At 45.1% G+C, this 26,280-nt stretch carries 24 protein-coding genes; 17 read left to right on the forward strand and 7 right to left on the reverse strand.

The window, feature by feature from the left end; genetic code table 11:
* Positions 1-10 precede the first annotated feature (10 nt).
* The 4 genes from ligA to D0C36_RS06815 form a co-directional block, all read right to left on the reverse strand.
* Entirely contained in the window at positions 11-2,026 is a 2,016-nt protein-coding gene (ligA, locus tag D0C36_RS06800; RefSeq protein WP_117390791.1) for an NAD-dependent DNA ligase LigA, read from the reverse strand.
* 134 nt (positions 2,027-2,160) lie between these two features.
* On the reverse strand, positions 2,161-3,006 hold the full coding sequence (locus D0C36_RS06805; RefSeq protein ID WP_117390792.1) for an endonuclease/exonuclease/phosphatase family protein: 846 nt from the start codon (positions 3,004-3,006) through the stop codon (positions 2,161-2,163).
* Between the two features lie 224 nt (positions 3,007-3,230).
* A complete protein-coding gene (locus D0C36_RS06810) occupies positions 3,231-5,321 on the reverse strand; it encodes a hypothetical protein (protein ID WP_117390793.1) in 2,091 nt (696 codons plus the stop codon).
* 17 nt (positions 5,322-5,338) lie between these two features.
* Positions 5,339-5,596 (reverse strand): DUF3253 domain-containing protein, encoded by a 258-nt coding sequence (locus tag D0C36_RS06815; RefSeq protein ID WP_117390794.1) that lies wholly within the window; start codon positions 5,594-5,596, stop codon positions 5,339-5,341.
* Between the two features lie 633 nt (positions 5,597-6,229).
* On the opposite strand from D0C36_RS06815, the gene D0C36_RS06820 reads away from it, so the two are divergent.
* Entirely contained in the window at positions 6,230-7,138 is a 909-nt protein-coding gene (locus D0C36_RS06820) for a serine hydrolase (RefSeq protein WP_117390795.1), read from the forward strand.
* Positions 7,139-7,180: 42 nt separating this feature from the next.
* Here D0C36_RS06820 and D0C36_RS06825 read toward each other — a convergent pair whose 3' ends face one another.
* The gene (locus D0C36_RS06825) at positions 7,181-7,666 is read right to left on the reverse strand and encodes a VOC family protein (protein ID WP_117390796.1); all 486 of its coding nucleotides are present in this window, start codon (positions 7,664-7,666) and stop codon (positions 7,181-7,183) included.
* Between the two features lie 215 nt (positions 7,667-7,881).
* Here D0C36_RS06825 and yihA point away from each other — a divergent pair, with 215 nt between their 5' ends.
* From yihA to D0C36_RS06860, 7 genes are all read left to right on the forward strand, one after another.
* On the forward strand, positions 7,882-8,511 hold the full coding sequence (yihA, locus tag D0C36_RS06830) for a ribosome biogenesis GTP-binding protein YihA/YsxC (protein ID WP_117390797.1): 630 nt from the start codon (positions 7,882-7,884) through the stop codon (positions 8,509-8,511).
* Positions 8,512-8,610: 99 nt separating this feature from the next.
* A complete protein-coding gene (locus D0C36_RS06835; protein ID WP_117390798.1) occupies positions 8,611-9,465 on the forward strand; it encodes a UbiA-like polyprenyltransferase in 855 nt (284 codons plus the stop codon).
* Positions 9,453-10,055: a Crp/Fnr family transcriptional regulator gene (locus D0C36_RS06840; RefSeq protein ID WP_117390799.1), complete on the forward strand. Its 603-nt coding sequence runs from the start codon at positions 9,453-9,455 to the stop codon at positions 10,053-10,055. The genes D0C36_RS06835 and D0C36_RS06840 overlap by 13 nt, the downstream gene beginning before the upstream one ends.
* Positions 10,056-10,204: 149 nt before the next feature.
* Positions 10,205-11,137, forward strand: a complete 933-nt coding sequence (locus tag D0C36_RS06845) for an NAD-dependent epimerase/dehydratase family protein (RefSeq protein ID WP_117390800.1) — start codon at positions 10,205-10,207, stop codon at positions 11,135-11,137.
* A gap of 108 nt (positions 11,138-11,245) precedes the next feature.
* A complete protein-coding gene (locus D0C36_RS06850; protein ID WP_117390801.1) occupies positions 11,246-12,946 on the forward strand; it encodes a M3 family oligoendopeptidase in 1,701 nt (566 codons plus the stop codon).
* A 63-nt stretch (positions 12,947-13,009) separates the two neighbouring features.
* A complete protein-coding gene (locus D0C36_RS06855; protein WP_117390802.1) occupies positions 13,010-13,498 on the forward strand; it encodes a glycosyl-4,4'-diaponeurosporenoate acyltransferase CrtO family protein in 489 nt (162 codons plus the stop codon).
* Between the two features lie 76 nt (positions 13,499-13,574).
* On the forward strand, positions 13,575-14,225 hold the full coding sequence (locus D0C36_RS06860) for a hypothetical protein (protein WP_117390803.1): 651 nt from the start codon (positions 13,575-13,577) through the stop codon (positions 14,223-14,225).
* On the opposite strand, the gene D0C36_RS06865 is transcribed toward D0C36_RS06860, so the two are convergent.
* Positions 14,222-14,917, reverse strand: coding sequence for a phosphatase PAP2 family protein (locus D0C36_RS06865; RefSeq protein ID WP_147321948.1), 696 nt, complete (start codon positions 14,915-14,917; stop codon positions 14,222-14,224). The genes D0C36_RS06860 and D0C36_RS06865 overlap by 4 nt on opposite strands.
* Before the next feature lie 49 nt (positions 14,918-14,966).
* Between D0C36_RS06865 and D0C36_RS06870 the strand changes: the two genes are divergently transcribed.
* Complete coding sequence (locus tag D0C36_RS06870) at positions 14,967-16,697, forward strand: amino acid permease (protein WP_117390805.1); 1,731 nt, start codon at positions 14,967-14,969, stop codon at positions 16,695-16,697.
* Between the two features lie 276 nt (positions 16,698-16,973).
* Here the strand turns inward: D0C36_RS06870 and D0C36_RS06875 are convergent, their stop codons facing one another.
* Positions 16,974-18,941: a KUP/HAK/KT family potassium transporter gene (locus tag D0C36_RS06875; RefSeq protein WP_117390806.1), complete on the reverse strand. Its 1,968-nt coding sequence runs from the start codon at positions 18,939-18,941 to the stop codon at positions 16,974-16,976.
* Positions 18,942-19,133: 192 nt separating this feature from the next.
* Here D0C36_RS06875 and D0C36_RS06880 point away from each other — a divergent pair, with 192 nt between their 5' ends.
* The 8 genes from D0C36_RS06880 (at position 19,134) to D0C36_RS06915 (ending at position 26,120) form a co-directional block, all read left to right on the forward strand.
* A complete protein-coding gene (locus D0C36_RS06880; RefSeq protein ID WP_117390807.1) occupies positions 19,134-19,637 on the forward strand; it encodes a T9SS type A sorting domain-containing protein in 504 nt (167 codons plus the stop codon).
* A 79-nt stretch (positions 19,638-19,716) separates the two neighbouring features.
* Positions 19,717-20,328, forward strand: coding sequence for a fumarylacetoacetate hydrolase family protein (locus D0C36_RS06885; protein ID WP_117390808.1), 612 nt, complete (start codon positions 19,717-19,719; stop codon positions 20,326-20,328).
* Between the two features lie 175 nt (positions 20,329-20,503).
* Positions 20,504-22,210: a M23 family metallopeptidase gene (locus D0C36_RS06890; protein ID WP_233524431.1), complete on the forward strand. Its 1,707-nt coding sequence runs from the start codon at positions 20,504-20,506 to the stop codon at positions 22,208-22,210.
* 3 nt (positions 22,211-22,213) lie between these two features.
* Entirely contained in the window at positions 22,214-22,681 is a 468-nt protein-coding gene (gene bcp / locus D0C36_RS06895) for a thioredoxin-dependent thiol peroxidase (RefSeq protein WP_117390810.1), read from the forward strand.
* Positions 22,682-22,747: 66 nt separating this feature from the next.
* Positions 22,748-23,302: an RNA polymerase sigma factor gene (locus tag D0C36_RS06900; protein WP_117390811.1), complete on the forward strand. Its 555-nt coding sequence runs from the start codon at positions 22,748-22,750 to the stop codon at positions 23,300-23,302.
* Between the two features lie 51 nt (positions 23,303-23,353).
* A complete protein-coding gene (locus D0C36_RS06905) occupies positions 23,354-24,280 on the forward strand; it encodes a hypothetical protein (protein WP_117390812.1) in 927 nt (308 codons plus the stop codon).
* A gap of 1 nt (position 24,281) precedes the next feature.
* Positions 24,282-24,776 carry a hypothetical protein gene (locus D0C36_RS06910; protein ID WP_117390813.1) on the forward strand — a complete coding sequence of 165 codons (495 nt, stop codon included), beginning with the start codon at positions 24,282-24,284 and terminating at the stop codon, positions 24,774-24,776.
* A 150-nt stretch (positions 24,777-24,926) separates the two neighbouring features.
* The gene (locus tag D0C36_RS06915) at positions 24,927-26,120 is read left to right on the forward strand and encodes an aspartate aminotransferase family protein (RefSeq protein ID WP_117390814.1); all 1,194 of its coding nucleotides are present in this window, start codon (positions 24,927-24,929) and stop codon (positions 26,118-26,120) included.
* Positions 26,121-26,280: the final 160 nt, after the last annotated feature.

The raw sequence follows: 26,280 nt of genomic DNA on the forward strand, positions 1-26,280 counted from the left end.
TGGGTAGATGTTAGTTTAATAAAGCCATCAGCTCTTCATCGCTGATGATGGGTATGTTTAGTTTGGTAGCCTTTTCCAGTTTAGATGGCCCCATGTTATCGCCGGCAACCAGGTAGTTCAGTTTGGCAGATATGCTGCTCAGTATCTTACCACCATTTTGCTCTATGATATCCTTCAACTCATCGCGCGATCTTTCAAACGTGCCCGAGATGATAAAGGTTTTACCGGCCAGTTTATCGCTTGCCAGTACCACTTCTTTTTCCTCGGCAACAAACTGTAAACCTTTTTCTCTCAGCTTTTCAATTTCCTGTTTGTGTACAGGATCGGCAAAATATTCGGTGATGCTTTCTGCAATGCGGCCACCAATTTCCTCGGCAGCGGTCAATTCCTCAACAGAAGCCGTCATCAACCTGTCGATAGTTTTAAAATGTGCCACCAGCTTAGCGGCAACAGTTGCCCCTACGTAACGGATACCGAGACCGAACAACACTTTCTCAAACGGTTGCTGTTTTGATTTCTCGATACCATCCAGCATGTTGTTGATGGATTTCTCGCCAAAACGGCCCATCTGTTTTAATTCAGCGGCGTGCTCGCCAAGACTATACAGATCACTTATATGGCTCACAAAACCCTGGTTGTAAAAAGTTGTGATGGTCTCATCGCCTAAACCATCTATATTCATAGCCTTACGCCCAATGTAGTGCTGTATCTTGCCAACTATCTGCGGCGGGCAGCCTTCATCATTAGGGCAGTACCATGCGGCCTCGCCTTCGGTGCGCAGCAGTTTTGTATCACAGGCAGGGCAATGGGTAATATATTCAATGGCTTTTGCGCCGGGTTTGCGTTTATCCAGGTTTACGCTGATGATCTTCGGGATGATCTCGCCGCCTTTTTCAACATAAACGGTATCGTGTTCGTGTAGTTTCAAACGTTCGGTTATCTCGTCGGCATTGTGCAGGGTGGCGCGTTTAACGGTGGTACCCGCCAGCAATACCGGCTTTAAATTAGCCACCGGCGTAACCGCACCTGTACGGCCAACCTGGTAAGTAACTTCAAGCAGTTCGGTCTCTACCCTTTCGGCTTTAAATTTATAGGAGATAGCCCAGCGCGGCGATTTGGCAGTAAAGCCCAGCTCCTGCTGCTGCGAGTAGTTATTTACTTTTATAACAATGCCATCAATATCATAGCTTAAATGATGGCGCTCTGTATCCCAATGGGCAATAAAATCCAGCACACCATTGATGTCGCTACACAATCGACTATGGTCATCTACATGGAAACCCCATTCTTTTACCGCCTGCAGGCTTTCCCAATGGGTTTTAAAAAGTTGTTTCTCGGTGTATAATCCGTAAAGGAAACAATCCAGCGGGCGGCGGGCCACCTCGGCAGAGTCCTGCAGTTTCATGGTGCCCGATGCAAAGTTGCGCGGGTTGGCATACGTTACCTCGCCGTTATCAGTACGCTCTTTATTTAAACGCTCAAAGGCTTTGCGGTGCATAAACACCTCGCCGCGGATCTCGAACAGTTCAGGATAATTGCTACCAGCTATTAATTTCTTTGGGATGCTGTGGATAGTGCGTACGTTGGTGGTCACCTCATCGCCCTGGGTGCCGTCGCCCCGGGTAACGGCACGGGCCAGTTTACCATCCTGGTAGGTAAGGCTCATAGATAGGCCATCAAACTTCAGCTCGCATACGTACTCAAAATTATCACCTATGGCCTTGCGGATGCGCTGATCAAAATCTATCAGCTCCTGCTCGTTATAAGTATTCCCTAACGAGAGCATTGGCCAGCGGTGCTTAACGGTAACAAACTCTTTAGTTACCTCGCCGCCTACACGTTGCGTTGGCGAATCCGGGTCGGCATAGTCTGGAAATTCTTTTTCAAGCTTGTCCAGTTCCTTCAGTTTATGATCGAAATCAAAATCCTCAATGGTAGGCATGGCCAGCACATAGTAGTTGTAGTTGTGCTGTTTAAGTTCGGCAGTAAGCGCCTGGATACGTTGTTTTGCTTCAGTGGGCGACATGCAACGAAGATAGATGTTTTAGTTAATAGTTCATGGTTGATAGTTCATAGATCCTGGCTCTTTGTTGATCTTATAAATTGCGAACCACGGTCTATCGGCACTTATCTATTAACCACGAACTATCAACCATGATCCTAATACGTCATCACCGCTTCAACCGGGTAATGGTCTGATGGTGTGCGGCCATGGTAGGTATTGGTTAAGATACCATAGCGCAGCACTTTAAAGTTTTTGGTGACGAAGATATGGTCGATACGTTTATCGCCGGCGGTGTTGGCATCAAAATCATTAAAAGTATTGTTAGGTGCCATTTTCATAGGAGCCAGTACGTAGGTATCTTTCAACACACCCGAATCATTGATGACGGCGTAACTGTCTGATGTTTGGTCAACATTGAAATCACCTGTTAAGATGGTGGCCGTATTACCTGCCATTGCTTTTACTTTTTGCAGGATAAGTTTAGCGCTCTCACGGCGGGCAACTATACCGATATGATCCATGTGCAGGTTAAAGAAGTAGAACGTAAAACCTGTTTTTATCTCTTTGAATTGTGCCCAACTGCATATACGCGGCAAAGCGGCGTCCCAGCCTTTGTTAGGTTTATCGGTAACAGTCGACATCCAAAAATCGCCGTGTTTAAGTACCTGAAAACGGGTTGATTTGTAGAAGATAGCCGAGAACTCGCCCGCCAGTTTGCCATCATCACGACCTGCCCCAAGCCATTTGTAACCAGGCAAACTATCAACCAGGTCAGTAATCTGATGATGCTTCAGTTCCTGCGTACCAAAGATGTCAAGATCCTGAAACAGGATGAGTTTTGCGGCCCATGGATAGCGTTGCCCCCAGCCATTGCCGGCGGTTGAGTCGCCTTTATTGGCGTTACGTAAGTTATATGTACCGATGTTTAACTGACGTTGTTGCCCGTAGCTAAACGCTGTAATTAGCACGAATGCGAAAAGAAGGGTTAATGTCTTTTTCATAGTATGCAAGTATAATAAAAACCGGCCTGAGTGAAAGTTAAGGAATGTTTAATATAAAAACACTTGTCATTTCGAACGAGCGTCAGCGAGGAGAAATCTTGTTAGATAAGACAGGTACGCGCGCTTAGCGTTAATAACAAGATTTCTCCTCGCCCTGCATGCTCGTGCCCACCCTTCCGCTCGTTCGAAATGACATATTGGTTTGATTGTTTTGACTTCAGGTTTTACACCTCTCCCGCTCTCTTCCTCAAAAACCATTCAACACTTGCTAACGCCAGCAGCAGGAAAAACACCCATTTCATGTCAATGAGGTCATTGTAGCGTTTATCCTCATAAACAACCGTTTTGATGTTCTCGTTCTTTTTGATCAAATCTGCCAGTTGGTTGATCTGTGATGGATAAAGCATTTTCCCACCCGATTGTTGTGCCATCTGCCTCAACAACTGATGGTCGGCAGCACTTTGGCGGGCTTCTAAATTCAATGGCTTTACAGTGAGTTGTCCATCAGCTTTAAAGGCTTGTTTGCCTAATGTAGCCGAAGCCGACCAGGCATAAGTACCCACAGGCAATGTGCCTGCATTAAGCTGGTAGCTTTGACCGCTGCGGGTGAACAAAAAACTAAAGTTCTTGCCCGCCTGGTCTTTCAGGTTTATCTTCACATCGGGCGTGTTCACCAATTCCAGGGCATCATTATATAGCTCGGCGTTTAGCAATACGTTCTCGCCTTCGTCAAAAATATTCTTAGCGGCATATACTCTGAAACGCTGCCTGTTGGCATTGGCAGTTAAATATTGCACCGCCTGACTCAACAATTCTTCTGTTGCTGAGTGATTGCCATACTCGCGATATTCAGCCAGTTGCCAGCGCCATAAACCCTCGCCGGAAAGCACGGCTACCTTCCGCCCACCGTCATCTCCGAAGGCCAAAAGCGGATAATCTGTAGCTACGTTGCCTATCTTCTGTTTTAACAGTATCTGCGCGCCGTTGCCCGTTTTATAGCTTCCGTAGGGCGCTAACAAAGGCGGCAATTTTTCTAATTTACTGCGGGTTGAGTCACTCAGCGTAAAGGCAGAAAAGCCCGGTACCACCTGTGCAAACACTTCCTGGCTTTCGGCGCGAGTGGCAGATACACCTAATACTTTCTGATGGTTGTTCAGATCCTGCAGATCGGCCTGCGTACCGGCCACAAACCATAAAGGCATTTTATTTTGTGTGATAGCCTGTAGTTTTGCATAACTGCCCGCCTGCAATTGATAAAGGATAGCGAGGGTATAATCGGCTGGTTTAAGTTTAGCTATATCGCTTGTCAGCGTAGTTTTCACCTCGAAGTTGCGGTTACTCTCGATGGCCTGCTTCAAGACCGTGATATCCGGGTGCGGGGCATCGTAAACTAACAATATTTTCTGCCGCGCATCCAGTACCTCTACATAAATGGTTTCGGTATTGTTATCGTACGACAGTTCATTATCCAGATGCGACAGGGATATCACAAACTTGCGGATGCCCTTTTTATCGGCACTGAGTTTAACGGGGATGGTTTTCCTGAACACATCTGAGTTAATATCGATATTCTGCTGATGAACATTGCGTCCATCTTCAATTACAGATAACTGCGAGCGACCGCCTTTGCTTTGATAGGCTTCCACAGACACTTCTATCTCAAAATCGTTCCCCAGAAAAGCGGTTTTGTTATAACTCACATTACTGATGAGCACATCTTTGCGCGCCGTTGTATTGCCCATAGCAATGGTGTAAATGCCCGAGCGGATATTCTTTGCTTCGTATGACGGATCGGCACCTGTGTTGTAAAGCCCATCGGTAGCCAGCACCACTGCGCCGATGTTCTGATTCACAAAGCGGTCGTTCAGTTGCTTTAGCGCGCCGGAGATGTTGGTTTGTTTGCCATTGAAGGTGTTGGAAAGGCCATCTTTAAGGTCTTTATCAAAATTGAAGGCATGCACCTCGTAATCATCGCCTAATTGTTTTTGGAGCGCTAACAGTGAGTTAGCCCCCTCTAAATCTCCCCCGTCAGGGGAGACTTTATTTTGCCCACGAAACAACTTTATCGATTCTGAATTATCCTGCGCTATCAATATCAGCGGTTTCTGCGGTTGATAAGTAACCGACTTTATCAAGGGCGACAGTAATAACAAAGCCAGCAAACTCACCACTATCGCGCGGAGCGCAAACAAGCCATACCTGAAGCTTTTTTGTAGCTGCACAGGTTTGCGGTACATGAGCCATGCATACAGCAGGCCAAGCACTACACACAACGGCAACCACCATCCGGAAACGGAACCCCAGGTTAACGACATGCCTGCAAAATGCAAAATTATTGCGAGCGGCGAGATATAAATTTTATCCTCACCGGCCCTTTTATGCGGTCTACATCAACAGGCTTGCCTTTTTGGGTTATGGTCACTTCGCCGGCCTTTTGCAGCTCAATAGCGGCTACCCTTACCTCGTCCATGTGTTTACGCCAATCCTCAGGAAACATGGCGCAGGCAATCTCACTCGGGCAAACGGTTTTGTAGGGTGCGCGTTGGGCTGCCATGGTGAGGATGGTTTGTTTGATGGAGTTGGTGGGCATGGTTATTTAACGATTATCAAGCTTCGTTGTTAGTTCTTCGTTAGGAATGGCTGTGTTTATTTGATCACAAGTGGATGTAACTTTCTTTTCTCTCAAAAGAAAGTCACCAAAGAACCGAACGATAGTGAGCTCATTGATACCAACAAAAAACAAACAATAATCAATAAAAGTCGCGGCTACGGTAACGCGCTACAATGTTTCTGCCGTTGCAATGCCTGTACTACCCGCACGTTACACTATGCCGCATTTTTTGGTGGCCTTCTGCCTGTGATTTTCCTTCTTTCATTATTTTTTCTCCTGTCAGCAAAAAAGCTTCGGGCGAAAGCGGGCAGAACAATGGTGGGCGGTGTGGTGGCAAGGGCATAGCGGAATCTATTACAGAAGTCGGGCCTGAGTTGCAGGGTAAGAGATTTCCAGCCCGTGGTTCTGACAGCTTTGCAGAGTAAAGGCTTGTGCGGCAAAGAAGCCTATTTGCAGACTTGAATTTTTGCTTCTTTTGTTTCAAGACAAAAGAAGTAGCCTCTGCGGCAATGAGCAGACTGACGTTTATCACAGCACAGACCTAACCAAAAGAGATTGCCACGCTATCGCTCGCAATGACGCACGGAGAGAAAATTCTTCCTAAATTTAAATATGAAACGCATTCTCACCTTTCTCTTCACCATTACCACCCTCTGCAGCTTTGCCCAAACCGATGCAAGATTAACGGCGCAGTTGCAAAGCCTGATAAAAAACTTTCACGGGCAGGCTGGCGTTTACGTGCATAATTTAAAAACCGGTAAAACAGCAGCTATTAATGCGGATACGCTGTTCCCTACGGCCAGCATGATAAAAGTGAGCATACTGAATGGCGTGATGGATAAAATTGAGAAAGGCGAACTTCAGTATAACCAGAAACTGGTTTATCGCGATTCGTTATTGTATGCGGGCGAAGATATCCTTGGATCGTTCAAAAATGGTGATACCATACAGCTGAGCAAAGTGACCATGCTGATGATCACCATGAGCGATAATACGGCCAGTTTGTGGCTGCAGAAATTGGTCGGCGGCGACTATATTAACAACTGGCTGGCGGCAAATGGCTTTAAGGTGATGCGGGTAAACTCGCGTGTGGCGGGCCGCGAAGCTATGCGGAATATCTACGGCTGGGGTGTTACCACGCCTTTTGAAATGTGCAGGTTATTTACGCTGATACATGATGGCAAGGCAGTTAGTCCCGGCGCAAGTGAGCGTATGGCCCGTACGCTCAACCGTATTTATTGGGACGAGAAAGCACTGTCGCAAATACCACCTTATGTGCAAACCATGTCAAAACAAGGCGCGGTGGATGCCTCGCGCTCGGAGACTGTCCTGGTGAATGCCCCGCACGGCGATTACGTTTTCTCCGTTATCACCAAAAACAACCAGGACCAGCGCTGGACGGCCGACAATGAAGCCGGCATCCTCATCAAAAAAGTATCGGCCCTGTTATGGCATTATTTCGAGCCGCAAAGCAAATGGCAACCGGCTGCAGGTGTAGATAAATACATGCTAAACGAGTAGATCAGTGTCAAGCCTAATCTCTGATCACCAATCTCTAATCTCTTAATCCAACTCCGCCAATAAGCCACGCACATCCAACTGGCGGGTGTACATGGTCAGATTGCCCTGCCCATCCAGCGGCCATTTATCCCTCGGGCGATCCCAGTAGAGCTCAACGCCGTTGCCATCAGGGTCATCAAGGTATAGGGCTTCTGATACGCCGTGGTCTGATGCGCCGGTTAGCGGGTAGCCTTTATCCATCAGTCTTTTAAAGATGGCAGCAAGGTCTTTTCTTTCGGGATACAAAATGGCAGTGTGGAACAGGCCCGGTTCGTACTCCGGTGCTGGTGGGGCACCTTTGCTTTGCCAGGTGTTTAACCCTATATGATGATGGTAACCGCCTGCCGATATAAATGCAGCCTGGTCGCCATACATGGTCACTAACTCAAAGCCCAACAGATCGCTGTAAAAAGCCAGTGATTTTTGCAGATCGCTTACTTTTAAATGCACGTGGCCTATTCGTGTTTGGGCAGGTATTTTGTAGTCCATTGTTGGAATGTTGAAAGGTTATAATGTTGTAAAGTTAAAGGATATCTAAAAGAAATGTGTCGACCTATTGTAAAATACATGTTTAAACATTTAATTACAGATGATAACTTTCAAACCTACCAACTTTACAACAACCACCAACCTTACAAGTCTCTCAAAACATTCCAACTTTTCAACGTTCCAACATTCCAATCAATAAACCGTATCTTTGCTAAATGGTTATCAAAACTGCCGATTTCATTTGCAGCAACACGCAGATCTCCAAACTGCCGCCGCCGTTAAAGCCCGAGTATGCTTTCATCGGAAGGTCAAATGTGGGCAAGTCGTCGCTTATTAATATGCTAACGCAAAAAAAGGGACTGGCTAAAACTTCGCAAACGCCGGGTAAAACACAATTGATCAATCACTTTCTCATCAATGAGGATTGGTATATCGTCGATCTGCCGGGTTATGGTTATGCGCGTATCTCTAAAAGCAAAAAGGAAGACTGGAACAAGTTTATCCGCAGCTATCTGGATAAGCGCGAAAGCCTGCAGTGCGTAATGGTGTTGATAGACAGCCGCCTGGAGCCGCAGAAGATAGACCTGGAGTTTTGCAACTGGCTGGGCGAAAAAGGCCTGCCTTTTATTACCATATTTACCAAGGCCGATAAGCAGAGCAGCATAAAAACCGATCAGAACATTGCCAAATTCCGCAAAGCTTTACTGGCATCGTTTGAGGAAGCACCGCAGTTTTTCATCACCTCGGCAGAGAACCTTTTGGGTCGTGATGAGGTGCTGAATTTTATCGATTCCATTAACCAGAGCTTTGAGAAGCCGCTGTTTGATGATGAACACTATAAGTAAGACAAGATAATATCGAACACCGAATTTCGAATGATGAATATCGAAAGGGAAAATTCATCATTTTGAAGGGAAAGTGCGATATTCGTTTTTCAATTTAAGATGAAAAAATATTTCTCGCTCGTTACGTTTTCGCATACCATATTTGCCATGCCGTTTGCCTTTATTGGCTTCTTTTTGGCAGTTACCACTACCGATCATAAGTTCGAGTGGCAAAAACTGGTAATGATGCTCTTGTGTATGGTGTTTGCCCGTAACTCGGCCATGGCGTTTAACCGCTACCTTGACAGGAACATCGATGCCAAAAACCCGCGCACCAAACAGCGCGATATCCCGGCAGGGCGCATCACCCCTACCGCTGCTTTAACTTTCACACTAACCAACTGCGCTCTGTTTATATTGACAACATGGTTTATTAACCCGCTGTGCTTTTATCTATCGCCGGTGGCACTATTGGTAGTATTGGGTTATAGCGCAACCAAACGCTTTACAGCACTTTGCCACATGGTATTGGGGCTGGGCCTTTCGTTAGCGCCTATTGGTGCTTATTTGGTGGTTACAGGCGCATTCGCGTTAACGCCTGTTTTCTTCTCGCTATCGGTACTTTTCTGGGTTAGTGGTTTCGACATTATTTATGCACTGCAGGATGAAGATTTCGACCGCGACCAAAAGCTGCACTCTATCCCTGCATGGTTGGGTAAGGTGAATGCTTTGCGCCTTTCAACTGTACTACACATTTTTTCGGCAGCATTTATTGTGATGCCGGTTATTTATACCAACGTTGGCTTGTTATATTATGTAGGCATCGCGTTCTTCTGCTGTATGCTGGTGTACCAACACCTGCTGGTTAAACCAAACGACCTGAGCCGTGTGAACATTGCCTTTATGACAACCAACGGTATTGCCAGCGTGGTATTTGCCTCTTTATTTTTGTTAGACAGGGTATGGATGCGCTAAACAGCCAACAGTTAAACCAGTTTCGTGAGCAGATAGCTGTTTACGTAGAGTTTAACGAGGCTGAGTGGATCGTGTTGATCCAGCATCTATCCGTAAAAAAACTAAAAAAGAAAGAGTACTTTATTGAAGTTGGTGAGGTGTGCAAAAGCGTGGGTTTTGTACTATCCGGCTCCGTAAGATATTATCACGTTATTGATGGTAAGGATGTCACCAACTATTTCAGTTTCGAGAACGACTTTGTAAGCTCCTACAAAAGCTTCCTCACCGGCGAACCTTGCATCAGTTACATACAGGCGCTCGAGCCATCTGTTATCCTCACTATCAGCAAAAAAGCCTGGGATGAGATGTTGAACAACCCCATGCTGGCCTACAAGATCGAGCGTTTTGGCCGCCTCATAGCCGAGCATTATCTCATTTGTTACGAAGACCGCGTAGCCTCATTCATCACCCAAACACCAGAAGAGCGTTATCTTAAATTACTCGAGAACGGCAAAGAAGTTATCCAACGTATGCCACAACATTACATAGCCAATTTTTTGGGCATAACACCTGTTTCGCTATCGCGGATAAGGAAAAGGATATTGGTATAGCCTCACCCAACCCTCTCCAGAAGAAAGGACTTTAAGATCACTCTCTCAATCTCTGATCTCCAACCTCTAATCACTAATTTGTTATCTTAAGTTAACGTTTTCATCATCAGGCTTTCTGCAAATTTGTATCATACCAAAACAGAAAAACCATGATACATACCATATTAGGTGCAGGTGGCCCGGTGGCCAATGCCCTTACTGATGAACTGATAAAGAATAATAAAACCGTGCGCCTGGTTAGTCGCAGGCGGGTTGATATAAAGGGCGATAATGTTACCTGGCAAAAGGCTGACCTTCTTAAGCTGGATGAATTGCAGCAAGCCGCCAAAGGCTCTGATGTGATATACCTTTGCGCCGGCCTAACTTACGATGCTGATATCTGGCGCGAACAATGGCCCGTTATTATGCGTAACGTGATACAGGTTACCAAAGAGAATAACGCCCGTTTGATCTTCTTCGATAACATTTATATGTACGGCCTTGTGGATGGCCCTATCACCGAGGAAACGCCTTACAAGCCCATCAGCAAAAAGGGTGAGGTGCGTGCCGGCATTGCCGACATGCTGATGAACGAGGTAAAAGCAGGCAACATAAAAGCAACCATAGCCCGCGCGCCTGATTTTTACGGCACTACCAGCACCAATGCTTTCCTTGATATGATGGTACTGGCCAAATACGCCAAAAAGCAAAGTGCGCAATGGATGGGCGACCCAAACAAGCTGCACAACTTTATTTATATCCCCGATGCCGGCAGGGCCATGTATCTGCTTGCGCAATCGCTGGAGAGTGATAACCAGATTTGGCATTTACCTACCGCACCGGTGATGACAGGTCACCAATTTCTTGAACTGGCAGCACGTATTTACGGCGTAAAATCAAAGTTTATGCGCATCCGCAAGTTTATGCTTTGGCTACTGGGTTTGTTTAATAAACTGATTGCCGGCACCGTTGAGATGTACTACCAAACCGATCACGACTACATTTTTAACAGCGACAAGTTTGAACGCGCCTTTAACTTTAAGCCTACAAGTTATGAGGATGGGATGAGGGAAGTAGCAAGCACGATATATAGGCCGGAATAAGTAAAAAGTCTTTAGTCTGAAGTCAGAAGCCTGCAGCAAACATTTTTTTGACTTTTTACTTATGACTTAGGACTTCAGACTTTACACACTTATCTGCATATTTGTTATATGATCCACAAAAAAACACGTACCTATATTCCGGCTGATCTTGAGATAAAATGGGAAACGCTGGAACCGATATACAAAGAATTATCAGAGCGCCCCATCAACTCTGTTGAAGAATTGGAGCAATGGCTGCGCGATGGCAGCGAACTGCAGGCCGCTTTAGAAGAAGATTTTGCATGGCGCTACATCCGCATGACCTGCGATACCAACAGTGAAGAATTACTGCAAAGCTTCCAGTACTTCGCTACCGAGATAGAGCCTAAAACAGCGCCGTACAATAACGAGCTGAACAAAAAACTGGTTGCCAGCGAGTACGTTGATCAACTGAACGAAGAAAAATACTTTATTATGCTGCGCAGCACACGCAAGCAACTGGAGCTTTTCCGCGAGGCGAATATTCCGTTGCAAACGCAGATACAGGTTGAGCAGCAAAAATACCAGTCAATAACCGGTTCTATGTCGGTACACATTGGCGATAAGGAATATACCTTGGAGCAGGCATCAGTATTTTTAAAAGATACCGATCGCGCCAAACGCCAGGATGTTTGGGAGAAGATAACCGCCCGCCGCCTGCAGGATAAAGGTGTGTTGGATACTTTATTTGACCACCTGCGTGGCCTGCGCCATGAAGTTGCCGTGAATGCCGGTTTCGAGAACTTCCGCGATTATATGTTCCAGGCATTAGGCCGTTTTGATTATACGCCGCAGGATTGCTATGCTTTCCATGCTGCCATCGAAACCGAAGTGGTGCCTTTGCTGCGCGATTTTGCTGAGCAACGCCGCGAGGCTTTGGGTGTTGACGCTCTTAAACCGTGGGACATGGATGTAGATCCACACGGTCGTGCGGCTTTGAAACCGTTCAATAATGGCGGCGAGCTGATTGAGAAATCTATCCAGTGCTTCAGCAACATTAACCGTTACCTGGGCGAGCGCCTGGAGATAATGAAGGATAACAACCTATTTGATGTGGAAAGCCGCAAAGGCAAAGCACCGGGTGGTTACAACTACCCACTGTCTGAAACAGGAGCACCGTTCATTTTCATGAACTCGGCCAATACCTTCCGCGATCTGACCACCATGGTACACGAGGGCGGCCACGCGGTACATACCTTCCTTACTGCAGATCTGGAACTGAATGATTTTAAACATTGCCCAAGTGAGGTTGCCGAATTGGCATCTATGTCGATGGAATTGATATCAATGGATAACTGGGATGTTTATTTTGATAACGAGGAAGACCTAAAACGCGCCAAACGCGATCAGTTGTACGACGTATTGAAAACCCTGCCATGGGTAGCCGTGGTAGATCAGTTTCAACACTGGATCTACACCAACCCTGATCATACCGATGCCGAACGCACAGAAGCATGGTTAAAGATCTACGAGCCATTCGGTGCCGGCTTTGCCGACTGGAGTGGCCTTGCCGAAGCAGAACAAAACCTGTGGCAAAAGCAACTGCACATTTTTGAGGTGCCGTTCTACTACATCGAGTACGGCATGGCACAGCTGGGAGCCATTGCAGTTTGGAAAAACTATAAAGAGAACCCTGAGAAAGGCCTGCAGCAATACCTGGATGCCTTAAAACTGGGTTACACAAAAACCATTAAGGAGATATACGAAACAGCCGGTATCAAATTCGATTTCAGCGCAGCTTACGTAAAAGAGCTGGCAGAATTTGTGAAGGCCGAAATGGATAAGATATAAAGCCTCACCCTACCCTCTCTACCCTCTCCTAAAGGAGAGGGTTTTTTATTTGTATGGCTACCAATGAACCAGTTTATCAACTTCTTTTGGACAATTATCTGTTTTGCGCCGGTGCTTACCTACTGGTTTAAGGCTTTTGATGTGATGTGGTTGATTATTGCTATCGCGATAAGCCTTGTATCGCTGCTCATCCCCGGCAGGGTGCTGCAACTGAGCTATCGGCCTAAGTTTTACGAAAGGCTTGGCATCAGGTTCATCCGCAAATTTGTGCAGAATGGAGATTGGGCTAACCGCCTGTCGCGCATTAAAGATCCTCAGTATAAACATATCCGTAATCGCAGCCTTGCGCCGGCATATCATCACACAATTGTGATGTATGAACGCTTCCATTTTATGTGCTTAGTGCTGTTCTTTTTCACAGCAATATTGGCGTTTGCCGATGACTTTTATTGGCTTTCGATACAGATCATTATCACCAATACCATATACAATATAGCGCCAATACTGCTGCAACAATACAATAAAGCAAGACTGTTAAAAATCAGTAAATAAGCAACTTATAGTCATAATAATGCAACTAATTTAATATATGTTAAAACCTATATGTATTTTATAGGTTAATAATATTATGAAAAAGTTAATTGCATTTATAGGTTCGGTGCTGATTGCCGCAACAACGTTTGCTCAGGCACCGGTGCCATTGAAAGCGGTAAAGGTAGATAGTTTAGTAACTATCTCATTGCCGGCTAAATACACAAAGAAAGATACCCTTGGTCAGTCTATATACAACGCTAACGGTGCTTATGGGTTTATGACAGTTATACGCGCTCCTAATGAAAGTAAGGAACCGTTAAAAAAAGAGAAAGACCTTAACAAGGTTTTGCAAGACTACGTTAAAGGCATTAAGGGACAAAGCAACGGCGATGTTATGAACCTACGCGATACCACCGTTGGCCACCTTAAAGCAAAAACGTTTACACTTGAGGTTGATGAGGGCGCCGGTGTACAGGCACGTAATTTTATTATTGTGTATACACAGGATGTTACTTACACCATTGAGTATTTCTACGAAGGATTAAGGAAAGACCTTGCGAAAAACGAGTATAAAGAGTACTCGGCATCGTTAAAGATCTCTCCAGAGTTGAAACGTACCGATCAGTATTTAACCAACGCCAAAGGCATGTCAACCATAGCTAAGGTGGGTATTTTTGGCGGTGCTGCCGTAGTACTTATTGTTGCAGTGGTATTGGTTACCCGCAAGAAAAGAGCTATAGCTTAATCTTTTGAACTTTTTAACAGCCCGCGGCACCAGCCCGGGCTGTTTATAAATTTGCGGCTGTCTAAATAGGTAAGCCACACCAGCGTAACAAAAACGCCTATGGCTGACCCAGCCATCACATCCTCAAAAAAATGCTGACTCAGGTACATTCTCGAGTAGCCAACCATCATGGCGAAAATCAGCATGGCGAAACCCCAATTTTTATTTTTCACCAGATAGGTTACCACCATAGCCATTGAAAAAGCAGTAACCGTATGCCCCGAGGGGAAACTATGCACCGCCAGTATATACAGCCCTTTTACAAAGTGTATTTTATCTAACTGGTCTTCAAAATATATCCGCGGGCGGGGGAAATCGAATAAGTATTTTAACACTTGCGCGGTAAGTGCTGTAACGGCGTAACTGGTAGCAGTTAAAAGCGCTGCGCGGTAACTGAATAATAACAGTATAGCAGCCAGCACTATCATCGTCCAGCCATCGCCAAGGTGGGTAACGTAAGGTTCAACGGTGTCTAAAAAATCGGTATAATGCCTGTTTACCGCGAAATAGATCTCAGAGCGGCTGTATAGCAGTTTGATGATGAGGCAGGCGCACAGCAAAAAAATGTAGGGAATAAAAAGGGTACGTACCCTGTGTAAAACGTCTTTAGCGCCGGTGTTCATCGGCACAAAGTAAGGTATATACTTCTTCAATGCAAAAAAATGGTTATGTTTGATGGTAAAGAAAAACTGACCTCAATACATGTCGAAAAGTATATTTCGAAAAAAGTCCGTATCAAAAATATTGGCCGATGTAGCCAGCGGATTCAGCGATAGCGAGCATCCCGGCACAGCGTCGCATCTCCAGAAAGCACTTACTACCAAAGACCTTACCCTTATGGGTATTGCGGCCGTTGTGGGCGCAGGTATATTCTCCACCATCGGCGAAGCCTCTTTTAACGGTGGCCCAGGTGTTACTTTATTGTTTGTTTTAACAGCTATTACCTGTGGTTTTTCGGCCATGTGTTATGCTGAGTTTGCATCGCGCATACCTGTTGCAGGTAGTGCCTACACTTATGCCTACGCATCTTTCGGCGAGCTGATCGCCTGGATCATCGGTTGGGACCTTTTGATGGAGTACGCCATTGGTAACATTGCCGTGGCCATTTCATGGAGCGAATATTTTGTGAACCTGTTAGAAGGTTTCCATCTCCACCTTCCGGCATGGGTTACATTAGACTATTTTTCGGCCTTCAGGGCGCATGAGCAGATACAGGAACTTACCGCAAGCGGCCATACTGCTGATATTACCGATCGCCTTCGCCATGCGGCTGAGGCATGGGCAAACGCACCTGGTTCGGGTAATTTTAAGCTGATAGCGAACATCCCTGCCCTGTTCATCGTAATTATTATTACCTACCTGGTTTATATCGGCATTCGCGAAACCAAGAAGGCCACCAATGCAATGGTTTATCTGAAGATAGCGGTAGTGCTGGCGGTGATCATCATTGGTTTCTTTTACGTTACACCTGCCAACTGGCACCCTTTCTTACCTAATGGTTTTGGTGGGGTGATGAAAGGCGTATCGGGCGTGTTCTTTGCTTACATTGGTTTTGATGCCATATCAACCACTGCCGAGGAATGCCAGAACCCGCAGCGCGACTTGCCGAAAGGTATGATCTACTCGCTGGTGATCTGTACCATACTATATATCCTGATAGCTTTGGTGTTAACCGGTATGGTGAATTATAAAGACCTGCAGGTTGGCGATCCATTGGCTTTTGTATTCTCAAAGGTTGGTTTGAAAAACATCAGCTATGTGATATCGGTTAGCGCCGTTATTGCTACCGCGAGTGTGTTACTGATCTTCCAATTAGGTCAGCCGCGTATATGGATGAGCATGAGCCGCGATGGTTTATTGCCTAAAGCATTCTCGCGCATCCACCCAAGGTTTCATACGCCGTCATTTGCTACGGTAGTTACGGGTTTTGTGGTGGCTATCCCTGCCTTGTTCTTAAACTTAACCGAGGTAACTAACTTAACCAGTATAGGTACGCTGTTTGCGTTCGTATTGGTTTGTGGCGGCGTGCTGTTATTACCACGAGAGGCTGCTGTTAAAGGCAAGTTCCATCTGCCGTATATCAATTCACAGTTTATTGTGCCTGCATTGTTCATTATCGGCGTATTTTTGGGCCGCCACTGGATAGCCAACTTATTTGTGGGCGATGCGCTGCACCAGAAGTTCCCATACTTTTTATTCCTGATATTATCTTTCACCCTTACGGTATTCGCGTTTATCAAAAAGCTATCGCTGATACCGGTTTTAGGCCTGCTGAGCTGCTTTTACCTCATGGCCGAGTTAGAGTACGAAAGCTGGATCCGTTTCCTTGCATGGCTTGTAATTGGCCTGGTTATTTACTTCAGCTACGGTTACAAGAACAGTGTGCTGGGTAAACAGAAATCTGAAGCATTATTTTCGGATAAGAAGGAATAGTCGTCTGAACTCGAATTTGAGGAATTAGAAGAGAATTTTTGGAATTACTTTTCCGCGTGGTTAGAATGCCCGCATTTCTCCACGCGTCATTGCGAGGTACGAAGCAATCTCCTCAGGACAGATATATGCTTTGTATACGAAACTTACTTAAAGAGATTGCTTCGTACCTCGCAATGACGCGGTGGGCATAAAAGAGAAAACCCGATGCTCACGCATCGGGTTTTCTCTTTTATAAAGTCTCCCCTATCGGGGGAGATTTAGAGGGGACTTGGGGCCTTAAGATTTTACCCTTGTTATGCTTACTGCATCAGGCGAGGTAAGCATCAATGGCACTTTCTCTACCGTTACAAAACTCAGGTCGAGGCCAAAGTTGCGCTCTTCTGAAAGACTTACCTTCTTCAGTTGCCCGTAGATAAACATTACCGCTTTCTCGTACAGCGACAGGTTATGCGAGCGCGACATTACTTTCTCTATCACCACAAAACGGAAGTCGCCTACAATTTTGTGTTTGTTGAGTGATTGATATTTGCTGGTGATATCAACCTCGCCGTTCTTCACCAAATCTTCTACCACCTTGCGGAACAATAGATTGATCTGTTGTTCAACACGGAAACCAAGTTTAAAGTCGATACGGATAAGTTTGCCCGGTACCAGAAAATCAACCTCGTATTCGCGTTTGTAAGGCTCATCCACCACATCAACGTGTACCAGCCAGTAAACATCGGCGCGTTTGGGTTGCTTTTGTAATATGGAGTAGATGATCTTTGATTCTATCTCGGAGTTGAAATTGGCACTGGTTAGGTAAACCAACTGAGAGGCGTATTTAGGCACGGTCTCATCCTCGCTCATCTCTTTGATGATGCTGAAGTAATCATCGATCTCAATAAATTTAACGTAACGGTTCTTGATCTTGCGGGCAATATGCCATGTCCACATAATGATGAACAAGATCAAACCTATTGATAGCGTAAACCAGCCGCCGTGTACAAATTTCACAAGGTTACCCAATAAGAATATACCTTCTATACCTAAATAGATCACAAAGAATGACACGATAATATAGGTAGGCACCTTACGCCTTTGCAGGAATTTGGATACCAGTATGGTGGTCATCAACATGGCAACGGTAATACTTAAACCGTACGCCGCTTCCATCTTGCTTGAGTGGCGGAACAACAGCACCACGCCTATACAGCCTGCACAAAGCAGCCAGTTAACGCTGGGTACATATAATTGCCCTTTTTGCTCTGACGGATAATTGATCTTCACTTTAGGCCAAAGGTTCAAACGCACAGCCTCAGCTATCAGCGTAAATGAACCGGAAATAAGCGCCTGACTGGCAATAACCGCCGCAATGGTGGCTATACCAATACCGTATATCAGGAACCAATCGGGCATTATTTTATAAAAAGGGTTATTAACGCTCAGATCGATGACCTTACCTTCGCGTTGTAATAACCATACCGCCTGGCCCAAATAGTTCAACACCAAACAAGATTTTACGTAGATCCAGCTGATGCGGATGTTATCGCGACCGCAGTGGCCAAGATCTGAATACAATGCTTCGGCACCCGTGGTACACAGGAAAACGGCACCTAATATGATAAAGGCGTCGTAAGTGTTTGAGGTTAATAGCTCGAAAGCGTAGTAAGGGTTAAGCGCTTTGATCACCATTGGCATTTGCACAATGTATGATATACCCAGCACGCCCATCATGGTAAACCAAAGGAACATGAGCGGCCCGAAAGCTTTACCCACCAATGAGGTACCAAACTGCTGAATGATGAACAGCACCGCTATAATGGCGATAACGATCTGCACCGTTGGCAAATGCGGATAGTACACCGTTAAACCTTCAATTGCCGATGATATGGTAATTGGTGGTGTAATAATACCATCGGCCAGCAGCGCGCAGCCACCTATTACGGCGGGCACAATGAGCCACTTGGCCTTGCGGCGTACCAACGAAAAGAGCGAGAATATGCCACCCTCGCCCTTGTTATCGGCACGTAATGTTATTACTACGTATTTAAGTGTTGTTTGTAAGGTAAGCGTCCAAAAAATGAGGGATACGCCACCCAATACAAGTGCCTGTGTTAGTGGTTGTGAATTGGATGAGTGCTCTAACCCTACTATTGCCTTGAACACATACAGAGGTGATGTACCTATATCACCGTAGATTATTCCTAAACTAATGAGCAGCCCTGCAGCCGATAGTCGTTGTAGATCTTTATGACTTGACACTGTTATTTTAAAATCGATGCAAAACTAATTAAAAAAACAATCATAACTTAAACTATAATTGAGCGTATAAGTCTATTAATCATACAAACTGATAAAACTTGTTTTTGTTAAAATTTGTTAAAAGTATTATTTATCTGTATTGATTATAAATTGATGCAGAGTTTATTTATACTTTTGCAACAATAATGTTATATGGTGAAAAGATCTACTTACGTTAATTCCTGGCTAACCGTGCTTGTGCTTGCAATAGCGGTTAACTTTGCGCTTGCCAGAGGGGTTAACGCTCAAAAGAGCGATTCATCATACCTGCGTGCCATCCGCGCCCGCCAATCAAAGTCAATTCTTAAGAACGGCTTGCACCTGGCATTGCCGCCATTAAAGCCTGCTGCTACATCAAACGCCAAAATAAACCTGCCGCGTGCTGATGATAAGCTGTTGAGCAACGTACAAATATTCCCTAACCCGGTTACCGATATTATCAATCTTAAATATACGCTATCGCGCAATGCTTATGTAAATGTTAAGGTGATGGATATTTTAGGTAACGATGTATTAACGCTGGTATCCCAACGTGTGGAGACCGGCGACCAAAGCCTTACTTATAACGTAAACAACAAGCTTAGCAAAGGCTTTTATTTTGTACGCGTTGTGGTAGGTAATGAATCGGTTAATAAGAAAATACTGGTGGTTTATTAATTGCGGCCCCGCTTCTCTCCTCTTTTTTCTCTTTCATTTTTTTAGGATTTAGCTTCCATAGTTTCTAATTTGCGCAGCTATGAAGATAATTGCTATTGGCCGCAACTATGCGGAGCATGCTAAAGAACTGAACAACCCTGTGCCAACTACACCGGTAATTTTCATGAAACCGGATACCGCACTGCTAAAAGATAATAAGCCTTTTTATCACCCCGATTTTTCGCAGGATGTACACTACGAGATTGAGCTGGTATTAAAAATCAGTAAAGAAGGTAAACACATCAGCGAGAAATTTGCAGGTAACTATTTTGATGAGGTTGCATTAGGTGTTGATTTTACGGCCCGCGACATCCAATCGAAACATAAAGAAAAAGGCCTGCCATGGGAGCTGGCCAAAGCTTTTGACGGCTCGGCACCGGTAAGCAACTTTGTACCTAAGGCAAACTTTGCCGATATATACAATATCAACTTCGGTTTAAACATAAACGGCGAAACCCGCCAGCAAGGCAATACCAAAGATCTGCTTTTCTCGTTCGAGCGCATTATTGCCTTTGTATCTCAATACATCACCCTAAAAAAAGGCGACCTCATTTTCACCGGTACGCCCGAAGGCGTAGGCAAAGTTGCCATCGGCGACAGGTTGGAAGGATTTTTGGAAGGGGAAAAGCTTTTAGATTTTTATGTTAAATAATAGAACTACAAATACTAATAAAAACATGTCATTTCGAACGAGGAACGAGGAGAAATCTTCTACAAGCGATACTTGCGACGTAGAAGGTTTATCTTCGATGAGCTCCACTTCGTTCCGGTTCTCTTCGCTGTCGCTCATTCGAAATGACATAAGGGATATGGTTCGAAATGACAGGGTGATAATACTTTTTGTGTTGATGCTTTTTGCATCCATAGCCACGCACGCGCAAGACGTTATCCAAACCAAACAATACCCAAAAGGTGATTTCCGCTACCCTATTGATCTGCCGCCATCTACTGCAGGCTCTTTCGGTGAGTTGAGGCCGAACCACTTTCATTCGGGGTTGGATTTCAGGACCAATCAGCGGATAGGTTTCCCCGTGCATGCTGTTTATGACGGGTATATATCAAGGGTACGCATACAGTTTGGCGGGTTTGGCAAGGCATTGTACATTACCCATCCAAACGGATATACCTCAGTATACGGCCACATTAATAACTTTACGCCCGAGGTGGAGAAATATATCCACGACTGGCAATACAAAAACCAAAGCTTTGAGGCGGATATTGCTATCCCCGCAGGCGTATTTCCGGTTAAAAAGAGCGATGTGGTGGCCATATCAGGTAACCAGGGTGCATCGGCAGGCCCGCACCTGCATTTTGAGCTGAGAGATACCGTAACCCAGGAAACCATTAACCCGCAATTATTTGGCTTGACTATTCCTGATGAAATTGCGCCTACCATTACAGCCCTTGGCGTTTACCACTTAAACGGCAACCCCTTCAGCGATAAAACACCTAAAGACTTTTTAGCTGTAAGCGGTGCAAATGGCAGTTACCATCTGTTAAAACCGCAGGTATTAAATCTGAGTGGCAACACCGGCTTCGGCATTTCGGTTACCGACAGGAACAGCGCATCAGCCAACAAGAATGGCATCTACTCTATCGAACTAAAGCTGGATGGCGTTACCATGTACACTTTCTCGGTTGAGCGTTTTGCTTTTGATCAGACCCACGCCATTAACGCGTATATCGATTATCCGGCATTCCTTACCTCGCACCGTTGGGTGCAGAAATGTTTTATACTGCCCGGCAGCCGCATAACGTTGTACCCGCAATCTATAAACCGTGGTATAATGGCTTTTAATGACGACAAGGTGCACGATGTTGAATTTGTGGTGAAAGATGTAGCAGGTAACACATCAACCCTTAACTTAAAGGTACAGTCGAACACTTCGGCAAATAACCTTGCCCCTGCTAAGCCCGAGGGCACATTATTGCGTTATGACCGCGAAAGCAAATTCGCCAACAGCAAGGTGAAGGTTGTTATCCCGGCAGGTAACCTGTATGACGATCTGGATTTTACCTATTCAGAACTCCCTGCAAAACCGGGAGCATTCTCAGCAACCCATCATCTCCACAATAAACTCACGCCAATTCATGATAGCTATGATATCTGGATAAAACCCGATATCAGTTTGGGTGATAATGCAGATAAAGCCGTAATTGTAAATGCCGCTACCGGCGCCATCCCAAGTACCTGGGAAAACGGCTGGGTAAAAGGTTCGGCCCGTGCGTTTGGTGATTATTACGTTAAGATAGATACTACGCCGCCGGTCATTACCCCTATCAACATCCGCAACGGAGCCAATATGAAGGCGCTGCATTCTATCAGGATGCGCATGAGCGATAACCTGTCGGGCGTAAAAAGCTACGCGGGCAAGATAGATGGCAAGTGGGTACTGGTAGAGTGGGATTATAAAACTAAGGTATTAAGTTATACCTTTGATGATAGCATCGCCCCCGGGAAACACTTGTTTGAATTTACCGTTACCGATGCTAAAAATAACGCATCTACATTTAAAGCAGAATTTATCAGATAAAACATGGCAACCCAACTAAAAGCCGGCGATAAAGCCCCTGATTTTACCGCAAACGACCAGAACGGCAAACCCGTTTCGTTATCAGACTATAAAGGCAAAAACGTAATTCTTTATTTTTACCCAAAGGATGATACCCCGGGCTGTACTGCTGAGTCATGCGATTTCAGGGATAACTACCAATCATTGCTGGGCCAGGGTTTTGAGGTAATTGGTGTAAGTGTTGATGATGAAAAATCGCACAAAAAATTTGAGACCAAATACCAGCTGCCATTTACCCTGATCGCCGATACCGAACACAGCATTGTGGAAGCCTACGGCGTTTGGGTGGAGAAAAACATGTACGGCAAAAAATATATGGGTACCGCCCGCACCACTTTCATTATCGACGGTGACGGCACACTTACCCACGTTATTGAAAAAGTTGATACAAAGGCTTCTTCGCAACAGGTATTGGAATTACTGAGTAAATAACCGTCAGTAAAACATATCTGAAACAAAAACGCTTTATTCTTATTTAAAGAAGATAAAATTTAATAAATGGCCATACAGGCAGAAGACGAGGAAATACTAAGCAAGTTCAGGGACGAGAAAACCCGTAACGAGGCTTTTAACATGCTGCTGAAAAAGTATCAGCAAAAAATATACTGGCATGTGCGCCGTATGGTAATAGACCATGACGATGCCGACGATGTTACGCAGGATGTGTTCATCAAGATCTGGAAAAACCTGCCGGGCTTTCGTAATGATGCGCAGCTATACACCTGGATGTACCGCATTGCTACCAACGAGTGTATCACGTTTCTGAACAAAAAGAAACAAAAAAATAACGTACCGCTTGACGATGTGGACTATGAACTGTCTGATACATTAGCCAGCTCTGACCAGTTTAGCGGCGATAAGATACAAATGAAGCTGCAACAGGCTATTTTGACCTTACCCGATAAACAGCGCCTTGTGTTTAACATGAAATACTTTGATGACATGAAGTATGAAGAAATGAGCGATGTTTTGGGTACCAGCGTTGGCGCTTTGAAAGCCTCTTACCACCTTGCGGTGAAAAAGATAGAGAGCTTTATACTATCAAATGATTAATTTTTAAATTAGCATTAAACCTTTTGAAAGTTTATTCATCTATAAGAGTGTATGAAAAGCGATATGGAGAATAACGAATGGGCAGGTGAAGAAATGTCACTTCAACGGTTTTCGAGAGAAACGCCGTTTGCGGTGCCTTCCGGCTATTTTGAAGAGGCCGGTCAGCGCATATTATCCCTGGTAAATATTGAGGGTTTAAAAACTGATGATACGGCACAAGGTTTTGCCGTGCCTGCAGATTATTTTGAAAATTTAAGCAATAACATCCAAAGCAGGATAAATATTGAGGCCGCCGCCGATACAGACGGGCCTTCTTTTGCTGTACCACAAGGTTATTTCGATCAGCTTAGCGCTAACATACAAAGCCGTATTGCAATAGAGGATGCTGCCTCTGCCGATGCTCCTTCATTTGCCGTACCGGAGGGTTATTTTGACCAGCTTAGCGCCAACATACAAAGCCGCATTGCTATTGAGGAAGCGGCAAATAAAGAGGATATAGGTTTCAGCGTACCGGCGGGTTATTTTGAGAATATGCAACAGCAGATCAACAGCCGCATAGCTGTTGAGGAGATACTGCAGAAAGAGCCGGTGTTTGAAGTACCTGATAATTACTTTGAAACACTTAACAAGAATATATTAAGTAAAACCGTTGGCGCAGGCCGCGAAGAGGTTATCCGTAAAACCATTGTACGCAAGCTTTGGGCATCAAATACATTTAAATATGCTACTGCAGCATGTTTAACTTTAATTATAGGTGCAGGTGCGTTCTTAAGAAATGCGCAGGTACAGCCGATGGCACACACCAAAACGCTTTTGCATCAGCAGCTATCACAAATACCTGCCGATGAAATTAAAGATTACCTGGAGTTGCACATGGATGCTTCTGAAAGCCGTGAGCTAATGGAGAACGACAACGAGAAACAAATAAATACCGATGCCCTGTCGCAAGATCTGCAGGACTATATGGATATTAATTAAAATGACTAAGCTTTTTAAATACATATTTATTACCGTTTTGGCAGTAGCCGGGGTTGATGCCTTTGCACAGGTAAGCAACCTGCGTGCAGGTTTCAGGAGCCAGGCCGCCCCAAACGCAAGATTCAACGCCCCACGTACAGCCAAGGGTAAAAAGATATTAGAAGCCCGCAACAACTTCATCAGTCAGCAATTGAATTTAACTGATGATGAAGCACACAAGTTTTGGCCGCTATATAACCAGTACCAGCAAGACCTGACTGCTATACGTTTATTGAAACGCGCCAATAACTCAAACAAGTCTGCCAACGGTACCGAGCAGGTTGACAAGGAAATTGCCTACGACAAGCAAACGGTTGAGATACGCCAACACTACCGCGATGAGTTTATGAAGATACTCCCGGCAGAAAAGGTAAGCCTGCTCTACAAAAGCGAAGTTGAATTTAAAGACGAGCTCATCAAACAACTCAGCGAACGCAGCATACGCGCGGGGAATTAAGTTTAATAAGTGATGGATGGAATGAGTGAAGAAGAGAATACAAGCGGATAAATGAAGATGGAACAAAAGCCATCTTTTTTTATTTTTGCCTTGTCGGGATGAATGAGCATCACTCATTCACAACTCACTCATTCACTCATTATCCACGCCATGCTTACCCTTCGCCAACTCTTCCTTAATAATAACGCACAAACCACGCATTTTCCGTTACTGCTGGAGTTTGACCGTGCCGAAGGTGTTTATATCTACGAAGAGAGCGGCAAGGCATATATCGATCTCATATCAGGCATCGGTGTAAGCAACCTTGGGCACAGCAACCCAAAGGTTATACAAGCCGTGAAAGACCAGGTTGATAAATACATGCACCTGATGGTGTACGGCGAATATGTGCAGACCCCGCAGGTGCGTTTTGCCGAAAAGTTGGTAAGCATCCTACCCCCGTCGTTAAATTCGGTTTATTTCACCAACTCGGGCGCCGAGGCGGTTGAAGGGGCCATTAAACTGGCCAAACGCTACACCGGCAGGCCAAATGTATTAGCCTTTGAAGGATCATATCACGGCAGTACCCACGGTGCACTCAGCATAATGGGTAACGAGGAGTTTAAGCAGGCCTATCGCCCGCTCCTACCCGGTGTTGGCTTTATGCGTTTGAATAACATTGATGATCTCGAACTCATAGATAACCAAACATCCTGCGTTATCCTCGAGACCGTGCAAGGAGAGGCCGGCATCCGCGTACCCGACTATGATTACATGCAGGCCCTGCGTAAGCGTTGTTCTGAAACCGGCACCCTGCTGATACTGGACGAGATCCAGGCAGCACTTGGTCGTACGGGCAAGCTGTTTGCCTTTGAGCATTTTGATATAGTGCCCGATATTTTGCTGATGGCTAAAGCCCTTGGCGGTGGCATGCCTGTTGGGGCGTTTGTATCATCTATTGATATCATGTCGTCGTTTAAAGAGAACCCTATTTTGGGGCATATCACAACCTTTGGCGGTCACCCAGTTTGTTGCGCAGCAGGGCTGGCAGCGCTTGAAGTTTTGCTTAATGAAAAGCTGATAGATGAAGTAGCCGAAAAGGAAGCCATCATCCGCAGCGAACTGCAACATCCGGCCATTAAAGAGATCCGCGGTAAGGGTTTGATGCTGGCTGTAGAATTTGAAAGTTTTGATACTAATAAGAAAATTATAGACACCTGTATACAAAATGGTGTAATCACTGATTGGTTTTTACACTGCAGCAACTCCATGAGGCTGGCCCCGCCTTTAATTATTAAGAAAAATGAGTTGATTAACGCTTGCCAAGTCATTCTTTCCGCAATCACACAACACACAGAAATATAAGCAGTTACACAAACAGCTTCCTGTTTTTGTTATCAAATTGGTAATAAATGTTGTTATAAATGCTTAAAAGCGCATTTTTAGCGGTTTTGTGGTATACTTTATGCACATAGGTTACTGCCTGCATAATTTATGCGTCCCCCACTGCTGTAAAACCCTGTTT

It is taken from the genome of Mucilaginibacter conchicola, assembly GCF_003432115.1.
GTDB classification, from domain to species: Bacteria; Bacteroidota; Bacteroidia; order Sphingobacteriales; family Sphingobacteriaceae; genus Mucilaginibacter; species Mucilaginibacter conchicola.

What these genes read in the sequence shown, in the direction of transcription:
- ligA (WP_117390791.1), bottom strand. Translation starts at nt 2,026, where the DNA reads ATGTCGCCCACTGAAGCAAAACAACGTATCCAGGCGCTTACTGCCGAA.
- D0C36_RS06805 (WP_117390792.1), bottom strand. Translation starts at nt 3,006, where the DNA reads ATGAAAAAGACATTAACCCTTCTTTTCGCATTCGTGCTAATTACAGCG.
- D0C36_RS06810 (WP_117390793.1), bottom strand. Translation starts at nt 5,321, where the DNA reads ATGTCGTTAACCTGGGGTTCCGTTTCCGGATGGTGGTTGCCGTTGTGT.
- D0C36_RS06815 (WP_117390794.1), bottom strand. Translation starts at nt 5,596, where the DNA reads ATGCCCACCAACTCCATCAAACAAACCATCCTCACCATGGCAGCCCAA.
- D0C36_RS06820 (WP_117390795.1), top strand. Translation starts at nt 6,230, where the DNA reads ATGAAACGCATTCTCACCTTTCTCTTCACCATTACCACCCTCTGCAGC.
- D0C36_RS06825 (WP_117390796.1), bottom strand. Translation starts at nt 7,666, where the DNA reads ATGGACTACAAAATACCTGCCCAAACACGAATAGGCCACGTGCATTTA.
- yihA (WP_117390797.1), top strand. Translation starts at nt 7,882, where the DNA reads ATGGTTATCAAAACTGCCGATTTCATTTGCAGCAACACGCAGATCTCC.
- D0C36_RS06835 (WP_117390798.1), top strand. Translation starts at nt 8,611, where the DNA reads ATGAAAAAATATTTCTCGCTCGTTACGTTTTCGCATACCATATTTGCC.
- D0C36_RS06840 (WP_117390799.1), top strand. Translation starts at nt 9,453, where the DNA reads ATGGATGCGCTAAACAGCCAACAGTTAAACCAGTTTCGTGAGCAGATA.
- D0C36_RS06845 (WP_117390800.1), top strand. Translation starts at nt 10,205, where the DNA reads ATGATACATACCATATTAGGTGCAGGTGGCCCGGTGGCCAATGCCCTT.
- D0C36_RS06850 (WP_117390801.1), top strand. Translation starts at nt 11,246, where the DNA reads ATGATCCACAAAAAAACACGTACCTATATTCCGGCTGATCTTGAGATA.
- D0C36_RS06855 (WP_117390802.1), top strand. Translation starts at nt 13,010, where the DNA reads ATGAACCAGTTTATCAACTTCTTTTGGACAATTATCTGTTTTGCGCCG.
- D0C36_RS06860 (WP_117390803.1), top strand. Translation starts at nt 13,575, where the DNA reads ATGAAAAAGTTAATTGCATTTATAGGTTCGGTGCTGATTGCCGCAACA.
- D0C36_RS06870 (WP_117390805.1), top strand. Translation starts at nt 14,967, where the DNA reads ATGTCGAAAAGTATATTTCGAAAAAAGTCCGTATCAAAAATATTGGCC.
- D0C36_RS06880 (WP_117390807.1), top strand. Translation starts at nt 19,134, where the DNA reads ATGGTGAAAAGATCTACTTACGTTAATTCCTGGCTAACCGTGCTTGTG.
- D0C36_RS06885 (WP_117390808.1), top strand. Translation starts at nt 19,717, where the DNA reads ATGAAGATAATTGCTATTGGCCGCAACTATGCGGAGCATGCTAAAGAA.
- bcp (WP_117390810.1), top strand. Translation starts at nt 22,214, where the DNA reads ATGGCAACCCAACTAAAAGCCGGCGATAAAGCCCCTGATTTTACCGCA.
- D0C36_RS06900 (WP_117390811.1), top strand. Translation starts at nt 22,748, where the DNA reads ATGGCCATACAGGCAGAAGACGAGGAAATACTAAGCAAGTTCAGGGAC.
- D0C36_RS06905 (WP_117390812.1), top strand. Translation starts at nt 23,354, where the DNA reads ATGAAAAGCGATATGGAGAATAACGAATGGGCAGGTGAAGAAATGTCA.
- D0C36_RS06910 (WP_117390813.1), top strand. Translation starts at nt 24,282, where the DNA reads ATGACTAAGCTTTTTAAATACATATTTATTACCGTTTTGGCAGTAGCC.
- D0C36_RS06915 (WP_117390814.1), top strand. Translation starts at nt 24,927, where the DNA reads ATGCTTACCCTTCGCCAACTCTTCCTTAATAATAACGCACAAACCACG.